The 9,793-nt window shown below is 72.4% G+C and carries 7 protein-coding genes; all 7 read right to left on the reverse strand.

The window, feature by feature from the left end; genetic code table 11:
* Nucleotides 1-9: 9 nt before the first annotated feature.
* Complete coding sequence (locus ACFV4G_RS13280) at nucleotides 10-909, reverse strand: sortase (protein WP_380439620.1); 900 nt, start codon at nucleotides 907-909, stop codon at nucleotides 10-12.
* Nucleotides 906-2,714, reverse strand: coding sequence for a substrate-binding domain-containing protein (locus tag ACFV4G_RS13285; RefSeq protein ID WP_380439622.1), 1,809 nt, complete (start codon nucleotides 2,712-2,714; stop codon nucleotides 906-908). Before ACFV4G_RS13285 ends, ACFV4G_RS13280 begins: the two co-directional genes overlap by 4 nt.
* Before the next feature lie 38 nt (nucleotides 2,715-2,752).
* On the reverse strand, nucleotides 2,753-3,973 hold the full coding sequence (gene pstA, locus ACFV4G_RS13290) for a phosphate ABC transporter permease PstA (RefSeq protein WP_380439624.1): 1,221 nt from the start codon (nucleotides 3,971-3,973) through the stop codon (nucleotides 2,753-2,755).
* 28 nt (nucleotides 3,974-4,001) lie between these two features.
* On the reverse strand, nucleotides 4,002-5,033 hold the full coding sequence (gene pstC / locus ACFV4G_RS13295) for a phosphate ABC transporter permease subunit PstC (protein WP_380439626.1): 1,032 nt from the start codon (nucleotides 5,031-5,033) through the stop codon (nucleotides 4,002-4,004).
* Between the two features lie 159 nt (nucleotides 5,034-5,192).
* Complete coding sequence (locus ACFV4G_RS13300; protein WP_380439628.1) at nucleotides 5,193-7,805, reverse strand: hypothetical protein; 2,613 nt, start codon at nucleotides 7,803-7,805, stop codon at nucleotides 5,193-5,195.
* A gap of 241 nt (nucleotides 7,806-8,046) precedes the next feature.
* Nucleotides 8,047-8,646 (reverse strand): hypothetical protein, encoded by a 600-nt coding sequence (locus ACFV4G_RS13305; RefSeq protein WP_380439630.1) that lies wholly within the window; start codon nucleotides 8,644-8,646, stop codon nucleotides 8,047-8,049.
* Nucleotides 8,647-8,695: 49 nt separating this feature from the next.
* The gene (locus ACFV4G_RS13310; RefSeq protein ID WP_380439632.1) at nucleotides 8,696-9,730 is read right to left on the reverse strand and encodes a hypothetical protein; all 1,035 of its coding nucleotides are present in this window, start codon (nucleotides 9,728-9,730) and stop codon (nucleotides 8,696-8,698) included.
* Between the last annotated feature and the right edge of the window lie 63 nt (nucleotides 9,731-9,793).

A 9,793-nucleotide genomic window follows, 5' to 3' on the forward strand; every position in this document is an offset into this window, starting at 1 on the left:
GGGCGCGCGTCAGTAGAGGTTGGGCAGCAGGGCGGCGGCGTTCTCGTAGACCGCCCAGAGCGCCGCGCCGACCACCGGTGCGAGGCTCAGGTAGGCGGTCGAGCGGCGCCAGTACCGGGCCAGCAGCAGGGCGGCGACCACCGCGCCGAGCAGGCCGAGCGACCACAGCTGCAGCGTGGCCAGCGCGCCCTTGTCCGCGGCCAGCGCCTTGTCGTACGGGACGGTGGCGGGCCGGCCGCCCGGGTTCTGCTGGGGGTCGCCGTCCAGCCGGGCGCCGATCATCACGGTGGAGCCGGGGATCCAGTCGGAGTCCCCCGTGACCAGGACGAGCCGGTCGGGGGCCGGGTCGGTGATCGGGGCGTCGCCGTCGCCGTACGCGTTGACGGTGTAGCTGGCCGTGCCCTGCCCGGTGGTCGTCTCGATCCGGTCGCCGACCCGCAGCTTGGACAGTTCGGCGAACGGCGCCCCGAAGGTGGCCCCGCGGCCGAAGACCACCGCCACCCCGCTCTGGCCGGGCAGCGCGGTGTCCCGCCGGTGGCCGGGCCCGCGCATGAGGTCCCGGCCGGTGGTGCCCTCGACGACGACGGCCTGGTGCAGGCCGATCGCCGGGATGTCCAGCAGCGCCACCGGTTCGCCGTCCGGCGCGGAGCCGGTCGGGGCGACCGCGCGGGCGAGCTGGTCCCGGAAGGTCTTGTGCGCGGTGGACTGGTAGTGCCGCTCCTGGATGTCCGAGAGCGTGAACAGGAAGCCGACGAAGCCCAGGACCAGCGCGGCCAGCAGGCTGACCGCCCAGGCCGCCTGGAGGAACCATCGCCGCCCCGGCGTCACCGCGGGCCGCCCGGCCGGACCGGCCGGCTCCGGAACGCCAGGGGCGGGGGCGGCCGGCTTCTCCAGCACGGGGGCCGTCACGACGCGCCGCCCGACGTGCGGCGGCGCAGCAGCCGACGGCCGAGCAGCGGCGGGACGAGGACGACGGCGATCAGCTCGATCGCGGTGAGCGTGCTGAGCATCCAGTCGTCCGGCTTGCCGGCCACGTCGACCACGTTCGCCGCGACCTCCCCGGCACCGCCGCGGCCGCGGGCCACCACCTGGCCGGTCTGCGGGTCGACGACGTCGTCGGCGGGCTGGTCGCCGGGGGTGCCGGCGGCCGCGTTCGGGTCGGCGGCCGCCCCCTGCGCGTTCGGGTCGCCGGTGCCGCCGGCCGCCGCCGCACCGCCGGCGCCGCCCGCGGTGCCACCGCCCGTGCCCTTGTTCCCGGCCTTGCCGGTGCCGCCGCCGCTGCCGGTACCGCCGGTGCCGCCGGCCGCGCCGCCGCCGCTGCCGCCCGGGCCGCCGCCCGGGCCCGAACCGCTGCTGACCGCCTGGCCGTTCTGCACGGTGCAGTCGAGCGCCTGGCCCTGCTTGTCGCAGGGGCTGGGCATCGGGGCGTTCTTGAGGAGCGTCAGCTCGCCGGCCTGGTTGATGGTCGGGTTGGCGCAGCCCGCCAGGCTGTCCGCGTTGACCTTGCTGGCGTTGCCCGGGATGTGCTTGCTCTGCTTCAGCCCGCCCTTGACCAGGCCGTACGGGATCGGCGAGTAGCCGAGCTGATCGGCTTCGCCCTGTCCCTCGCACAGCACGTAGTCGAGGAACCGGCTGAGGGCGGCGCCCTTGTCGTCGTTGAACCGGGGCAGCGGCTTGAGGAAGTCGGAGCGCGGCACGATCAGGTAGCTGTAGCTGGAGATCGGGTACGCGCGCGGGTCGTCCATGGTGTAGACGCCGTCGAGGTTCTGCTGGAGGTAATTGGGGTCGGACTCCGGGGTGTCGTCGTCGACGCCCCGGATCTTCGCCGCGGTGAGCGACACCGCTACGTTGGAGGCGGTCGGCAGCGAGAAGTAGCCGGCCTTGTTGAGCACCTTCACCACGGGCCAGTTGGCCTTCTTGGCGAACGCGTACTCGTCGTAGCCGATGGTGCCCTGGTTGGTGGGCGCCATGATGTAGCTGGCGACGGTGTCGGAGCTGCTCTGCGCGACCATCGGGCTGGACGCCGGGAAGAACTCGGTGTACTCACCGCAGCTGACGGAGTTGACCGCCTTGCAGTAGTCGTCCCACTGGGCGCCGTAGGTGTGCGACATCCAGCGGGTGAACTGCGCGGTGGCGCCCGAGCCGTCGGAGCGGACGACCGGGAAGATCTTCAGGCTGGGCAGTTGCCTGCCGTAGTCCTGGGTGATCTTCGGATCGTTCCAGTTGGTGATCTTGTTGGTGAAGATGTCCACGATGGTCTGCGGGGAGAGCCGCAGGTCACGGACCTGCTTCCCGCCGATCTGCAGGTTGTACATGAAGGTGGTGCCGCCCGCGGTGATCGGCACGTACGAGTAGCCGTACGTCGGCTGTTCGGCGCCACCGCCGCCGCCGCGCCGGCCCGCCTCGTTCAGGCCGGTGTCCTCCTTGGAGCGGAACGGCACGTCCGAGGCGGTGAAGTCGGTCTGGTTGTTGCGCCACGAGGCGCGGCCGTTCGCCGAGCCGGTCGCGGCGAAGTCGATGCCGATGCCCTGCGTCCGGACGTCCTGGCGCCACTGGTCCAGGGCCGGTGCGGCCCAGCTGGAACCCTCGCCGCTCAGCACCACGCCCGCGTGCGCCGGAGTGCTGCGCGCCAGCATGGTCCCCGAGGCGAGCAGGAGGGACAGCAGTACGGCCACCGTGCGGGCCACGGGGCGCCTTGCGGCCTCCCACGACATGAGAACTCCTCTGGTACTGCGGTTGGTTGAGTGCGACATCAGCGACTCCTCGGCACGGCGACGACCGGACGGGAGACGGCGGCCAGCGCGGCGGCCTCGGCGCGGCGCGCGTCCCGGTTGATCCGGCGCTTCTGGGCCCCGGTCAGCTGACCGGGCCGGCGGCCACCGAGCAGACGCGCGGTGACGAACAGGACCAGCACCACGCCCATCAGGGTCAGACCGGCGGCGAAGCCCCGCGCGATCATGGGGTCGTAGGGCTGTTTGACGTAGTTCCAGATGTACAGCGGCAGCGACACCTGGTGCCCTTCGAACGGGTTGCCGTTGAACTGTGCGGTGAAGCCGGCGGTCAGCAGCACCGGCGAGGTCTCACCGACGCCGCGCGCCATCCCGAGCACGACGGCCGTCACCAGTCCTGGGCGGGCGGTGGGCAGCACGACGTTCCACACCGTCCGCCACTGGCTGCCGCCGAGCGCGTACGAGGCCTCGCGCAGGGTGCCCGGCACCAACCGGATGACCACTTCGGCGGCCCGGGTGACGATCGGCATCATCATCACGGTCAGCGCCAGGGAGGCGGCGAAGCCACTCTTCTCGAACCCGAAGGTGAGGATCACGACGCCGAAGACGAACAGGCCGGCGACGATCGACGGCAGCGCCGTCATCGCCTCGACCAGCGTCCGTACGGGCCGGGCCATCCGGCCGCCGACCTCGGACATGAAGACGGCCGCGCCGATCCCCAGCGGCACCGCGAACAACGTCGCCAGGCCCAGCTGTTCGAGCGATCCGACGATCGCGTTGAGCGCACCGCCGGAGGTGATCGGGCTGAGCGGGCCGGTGCTCTCCATCGACTCGGTGAAGAAGTTGAGGTGCTGCGCCGCGTCCATCCCACGGCTCGTCACGTAGCCGATCTGGTCGGCGATCAGTCCGACGATGAGCAGCCCGGCGCTCCAGGCGACCACCGCCACCAAGCGGTCGCGCACCATCATCGGGCCCCACTGGAGACGGCCGAGCGCGTAGTAGCCGGCCAGGAAGAGCACGTACCAGCAGATCAGGAAGCCGAGCACACCGCTGAACGGCAGGACCCGCTCGTACAACATCCAGTCCAGGCCCAGCGCGCCGGCCGACGCGCCGGCCAGGGTGAAGACGTCGTCCCGGGTGATGCCGCCGAGCTTCACCCGCTTCTCGGGTCGCGGCCGTCCGTCGGGCGCGGGAGCGGCTGCGGGCCCGGACGCCGCGACCGGCGGCAGGTCGAGCGTGGTCATCGGATCGTCCCTTCGGGGTTCGTCATGGTCAGTCCGCCGTCGCGGAGCCGGAACGGGACCGGTTGATCACGAAGCCGGCCGCCACGTTGACCAGCAGGGTGAGCGCGAACAGCACCAGACCGGCCGCCATCAGCGCGGAGAGCGACAGCGAGTCCGACTCGCCGAACCGCAGTGCGATCAGCGCCGGGATCGAGTTGGCGCCGTTCTCCAGGACGTGCGTGATGGTCTGGAAGCTCGGCGAGATGATCAGCGCGACGGCGATCGTCTCGCCCATCGCGCGGCCGAAGCCCAGCATCACCGCGCCGATCACACCGCCGCGTCCGAACGGCAGCACCACGGTCCGGACCATCCCCCAGCGCGTCGAGCCCAGCGCGTAGGCGCCCTCCCGCTCGCCCTGCGGTGCCTGGGAGAACACCTCGCGGGAGAGCGAGGTGACGATCGGAATGATCATCAGCGACACCACCACGCCAGCGATGAAGGTCGAGGAGGTGTAGGACGGTCCGACGTCGCCGGTGCGCACCTTCAGGAACGGGAGCACGTCACCGAGGTGGTTGGCCATCCAGCGCACCAGGCCGAGGATGCGCGGCTGGAGGAAGAACAGCCCCCAGAGGCCGTAGACGATGCTGGGGATGGCCGCCATCAGGTCGACCAGGGTGATCAGCAGTGCGCGCAGCCGCAGGGGCGCGTACTCGGAGATGAAGATCGCGGTGCCGAGCGCCACCGGGACGGCGATCGTCAGCGCGATGACGGCGATCAGCAGACCGTCCGGGAGCACCGCCGCGATGCCGAAGCTGTGCGCGCCGGTCTGCCACTTCCGCTCGGTCAGGAAGGACCAGCCGACGATGCGCAGCGCGTCGGCGCCGCGCAGCACGAGGAAGAAGGCGATCAGCCCCATGATCGCGAAGACCGAGAGCCCGGCGAGCCGCAGCACGCCGCGGAACACCCGGTCGCTGGCGGTCGCGGGGGCGGTGATGATGCGCGGGACGTCCTCGTCCGGCCCGCGGTCGGGCTGGCCCGGTGCCCCGGCGTACGGTGCCGCGGGCTCGGCGGCGGCTGTCATGGTCTGCTCTCCGTGCTCGGGGACGGCTGCGGGGGAACGGCTATGTGGGGACGGCTGCATGGAACGGCTGCGGGGGAACGGGCAGGGAGCGTGCGCCCGCCGGAAGGGGCTCGGCGGGGCCGGGACGGCGGCCCCGCCGAGTCGTTCGCCGCGTCGGCGTCAGGGCCTGCGGCGCAGCCGCGACCAGCCCCGGCGCACTGCGGCCACCGCCTTGTCGCCGGCCGGGGTGCCGCCGAGGAGCAGCGCGGCCGGCCCGCCGACCACCAGCACCAGGCCGGCGATCAGGGCGACGGGCAGCAGCAGCCGCGCCAGGCCCGATCGGTCGGCCAGCGGGGTGCCGGCCGCCACCGGGGCGGCGGACAGCGGGCCCTTGGCGGTCGGCGTCCCGGTGGGCTTGGCACCCGCGGCCGGCGGTGCCGCGGCAGCGGGCGCACCGGCGCCCGTACCGGCCGCGGTGGACCCGTCGGTGGCGGTGCCGTTCCGGCCGGAGCCCGTCCCGGTGCCGTCGGGGGCGGTGCCGCCCGCCGGGCCGTTGTCGCTCACCGGGGTGGAGCCTCCGCTGCCGCCCGCCGGGGCGGAGGTGGCGCCGCCCCCGGAGGTGCCGCCCGCGACGGCCGGCGGGTTCGGCGGGGCGGCCTGGTTCCCGGGCAGCTTGCCGTCCTGCGCGGCCACGTGCGCGGCCGCGTCCTGGGCCTGGGCGCGCTGGGCGGCGGTCAGGGCGAGGAAGCCCGGGGCGAGCTGGCCGGGCTCGATGCCGTACACCTGGCCGCCGTTGGTGACCGACTTGAGGAAGTTCGCGATCGCACCGGCCTTGGCCTCCGGCACGCCGCTCGTCGGGACCATCGCGTACTGCACGGTGGTCAGCGGGTAGGCCTTCTGGTCCCGCGAGTACGCGGTGTCCGCGGCGCCGTAGGGCAGCTGCTGCACGCCGGTGGCGGCATCGACCGTCATGCCGGCGACGGCGGCCTGGAAGCCGGACCGCTCGGGGGCGACGAAGGCGCCCGCCGGGTTGAGCAGGGCCGCCTCGGGCATCGAGAACGCCTTGGCCTGGCCGGCGTCCATGATGGCGAGCAGGGCCCGTTCACCCGGGGCCTGGACGGGGCAGTCCAGGTGCCGGCCGTCCGATTCGGAGTTCGGCTGCTGGCAGGTCGGCTTGCCCTCCAGGATGTTGCGGGCCACCCGGCTCAGGCCGAGCAGGGAGGGGTTCCACTCGTACTGCTTCCAGTGGGCGAGGTCCACGGTGGTGGTCGACACGCCCGGGCCGGTGAAGTCCTGCGGCTGGAAGGCCTCGACGGGGTACCCGGGGAACTGCGGCCGCAGGTAGAAGGTGTCGATCCGCATGCCCCACGGATCGGGCTCGCCGTCGAGGAAACGGGCCGCCTCGGGGTCGCTCGCGATCCACGAGGTCACCTGGTAGGTGAGGTCGGTGGTACCGCCGGCGACGGACGGGAAGACGGTCAGGATCCCGCCGCAGCTGGTCGGCCAGTGGATTCCGTTCGCTTCCGTCTGCGGGTTCAGCTTGATGAACTCCGGGTCCGTGAACAGGCACGTCGGGTTGCCCGCCACCGACTTGATCGGATCGCCCGGCGAGTCGTAGGACTGGGTCAGGAGCTTGGCCAGCAGCCGGGCGTTCAGCCGCAGGTCGCGGATCTGGCGCCCGGTCGTCCTGTCGTCGATCGCGAACACCACGGAGATGCCGGTCGTGGTCAGGGGCGCGTAGACGTACGGCCGGGCCGGCGGCGACTGGTCCGGCCTGGCCGTGAGCGCGACGTCGGTGGTCCCGCCGAAGAACGCCGTCCGCGCCTGCGGTTCACCGCCGGCCGAGGCGTACTGGACGGTCAGCGGGGAGCTGCCGAGGCACAGACCGGACCGCCACTGCTGCATGGCGCGGTTCGCCATCTCCAGGCCCTGGGCCCGGAGGTCGGCGGCGGCCGCCGCGCAGTCGTCCGGGGTGGGGGCGAAGTGCAGGGGGACGACCACGTGATGGCCCCAGGCGCACTGCTCGCTGCTGCGGTTCCTGGTCTTCCAGTTCTCCATGCCGGGGCGCAGGGTGGAGTCCGTCGCGGCCTTGAAGATCTGCGAACCGACGTCCATCCGGTGGTCTTCGCAGTCGGCCTGGCCCTTGCGGAGCTTGTAGTAGTCGATCGGGTCGCCGCCGTAGTTCGGCTCGACCACGAGGGAGCAGGGGTTCGCCGCGTCACACCCGAGTCCGACGCTCTGCTGCTTGTTCCAGACCTCGATGGAGGCCGCGCCGGAGCCGTCCTGGCCGGTCGCGGCGATCACCATGTTGGACCGGAGTTCGGGCGCTTCCAGACCCGAGGGACGCGCCTTCTGCTCGAAGCCGAGCGAAGCCTCCCCTCCGTAGAGCGTGCTTCCGTAGCAGTCCGTGATGAGGGGGTTCTCGCCCTTGCACTCGTAGATCCGCACCGCGTAGGCGATGTCCTCGGAATCCTTGATCGCCTTGATCACCGGCTTGCCGGTGACGGACCGGGTCGGCGTGAACCCGCTCCAGGAGACCTGTAGCACCTGGTTGGTCAGGTTCTCCGTCTGGGAGACCGTCACGCTCCCCTCGGGCCCGTACCCCTTCTTCTCCGGGATCCAGACCTTCGGTCCCTGCACCGTCTTCGCGGAGTCCGCCCGCGCCTCGGGCACCGCTCCCAGGCCCACCGGGACCACCGCGAGTGCCGCCACCACGGCCCAGACGAGCGCCAGGGCCGGCAGTCGCCGGCGCCACCACCCTCGGCCTCCCGGGTCGGGTTCGCGGATTCTCATGGCGGGGACCTCCGGTGGGTGCGAGCCGCCGGTGGGCGGCGCGGGGCGTCGATGGCGCTGGGCCGGATGGCTCCGGTGCGTACCATTCGGCCAGCCGGACATGGCCGGATCCGGTCGGCCAGATGTACGAGGCCACAACGCGACTCCCCTGTAACGGAGTTGGCCGCCCCCAAGGCGGGCGGGCCCGCGCCGGAGCGCGGACCCGCCGAGCTGCCCCGGTGGCGTCCACCGGGGCGAGACGTCAGCTGCCGGGCGTGTAGGTCACCGCGAGCGAACCGATCGACTGACCGGCCGTGAAGAAGGTCGTGCCGAGGTTGGTGTCGAGGTACTGCGCGGCGGCCGCGTCCACCTTCAGACCGGTGGTGTCGAGCGTCTGGGCGGTGCCGTTGCGGCCGACCGAGACCCGGCCCGCCGGGTCCAGCAGGGCCACCGGGGCCGTCGCGCCGTCCGGCACGGCGAAGAACCTGCCCTTGTTGATCACGAGGTCGAGCTGCTTGAAGATCACGGTCTTGCCCGTGGCGATGTTGACGAACAGCAGGTCGCCGCCGAACTGGATGTCACCGTTGAACGCCGGGATGTTCGCGACGCCGCCCGAGACCGGGAGGGTCGTGGTGAGGCCGGTGGTGTCGGCGTAGGCCGGGGTCGCCGGCGGGAGCGGGACGATCACGATGCCATTGGTCACCGCGTTCTGAAGGAACGTCAGGTCGGAGGTGATGACGGCCTGCCCGGTGGGCGGCGTGGTCGTGACCGTGGTGTCGGCCGCGGCGGCGCCGCTCAGGCCGGTCACGGCGAGGACGACGGCGGCACCGGTGGCGGCGAGCCGGACACGGGTTCTTGACATGGTGAACTCCTTGGGAGAGGTGGGTTCCACTGGTGCGGAGAGGAGCCGGTCAGGAGTGGATGACAGCGCCGCAGTCGAAGCCCTGCAGCGGCAGGAGGCCGAAGCTCTGCAGGTCGCCGGCCGCCGTCGGGCTGGTGCAGATCCAGCCGGTGGGGCCGAAGATGCCCTGGATCGCCTGGCCGTGCGCGTCGGTCGCGGTCCAGTCGGCGTCCCGGACCACGTTGTAGAGGATGTGGCTGTAGACGGTCCCGGCGAACGCGTCGCCGATCCTCCGGTTCGCCGTGTCGACGGGCGCGACACCGTCGATGCTGCGCAGGGTCAACGGGCCGGGAACGTCCGAGCCGCCGCCGCGGCCGTAGAGCACCTGCCAGATGTAGTGGCTGACCGAGTACGGGACGATCGCGTCGGGATCGCTCAGCGCCGGGTCGGATCCCTGGTTCTCCTGGGTGCCCTGGATGACGCAGCTGCCCGGGATGACCGGGCTGCCGCCACCGATGGTCTTCAGGAAGAAGGCCCTGACGTTGGAGTCGTACGCCGGGAGGAAGGGCTTGGCCGTGGAGTCGGAGTACGCCGGGTCGATCTGCTGCCAGTTGGTGACGTTGCAGGTGTAGAGGTCCCTGAGGTTCTGCGTCGTCAGGTTCGCCGGCACCCGTGATCCCCCGGCCACCGCGACCGCCTCCTTGGCGAACGCCACGAAGTCGTCGCTCACCTGGTCGCCGCTCTGCGGGTCGCGGGCGGCGCCGGCGCAGTCGACGCCGCTGCCCGGCAAGTCGAGTGCTCTCAGTCCCCCGGTGGTGTTGCTCGGCCGGGTGATCGGGTTCGCTCCCGCCTTCGCCGTGATCGGCGACGGTCCCTGCGGGCCCCAGACGTACCAGCGCGGAGCGCCGGGGTCGGTCAGCGAGGCGTTGTAGTCGCCGCTGAGCTGGTTCAGCACGTCGGACGCGCCCTGCGGCGCCGTACACACGATGTCCTGGGCGCCCGGGATCACCCCGGGCGCTGGATCGGCGGCGGCCGGGGCGCCGACGCCCGCGGCGAGTGCCGCGACGACGGCCGCCGTGAACAGCGGAGCCGGAGTCCTGCGCATGGTCCCGTCCCTCTCATCAGGGGCGGGGGGGGGGGGGGGGCGACGGCCCGGCCGCCGCGCTGG

The sequence above is a fragment of the Kitasatospora sp. NPDC059747 genome, assembly GCF_042732955.1.
Taxonomy (GTDB): domain Bacteria; phylum Actinomycetota; class Actinomycetes; order Streptomycetales; family Streptomycetaceae; genus Kitasatospora.

Excerpts from the sequence above, each read along its gene's own strand:
- ACFV4G_RS13285 (WP_380439622.1), bottom strand. The coding sequence starts at position 2,714 with ATGTCGTGGGAGGCCGCAAGGCGCCCCGTGGCCCGCACGGTGGCCGTA.
- pstA (WP_380439624.1), bottom strand. The coding sequence starts at position 3,973 with ATGACCACGCTCGACCTGCCGCCGGTCGCGGCGTCCGGGCCCGCAGCC.
- pstC (WP_380439626.1), bottom strand. The coding sequence starts at position 5,033 with ATGACAGCCGCCGCCGAGCCCGCGGCACCGTACGCCGGGGCACCGGGC.
- ACFV4G_RS13300 (WP_380439628.1), bottom strand. The coding sequence starts at position 7,805 with ATGAGAATCCGCGAACCCGACCCGGGAGGCCGAGGGTGGTGGCGCCGG.
- ACFV4G_RS13305 (WP_380439630.1), bottom strand. The coding sequence starts at position 8,646 with ATGTCAAGAACCCGTGTCCGGCTCGCCGCCACCGGTGCCGCCGTCGTC.
- ACFV4G_RS13310 (WP_380439632.1), bottom strand. The coding sequence starts at position 9,730 with ATGCGCAGGACTCCGGCTCCGCTGTTCACGGCGGCCGTCGTCGCGGCA.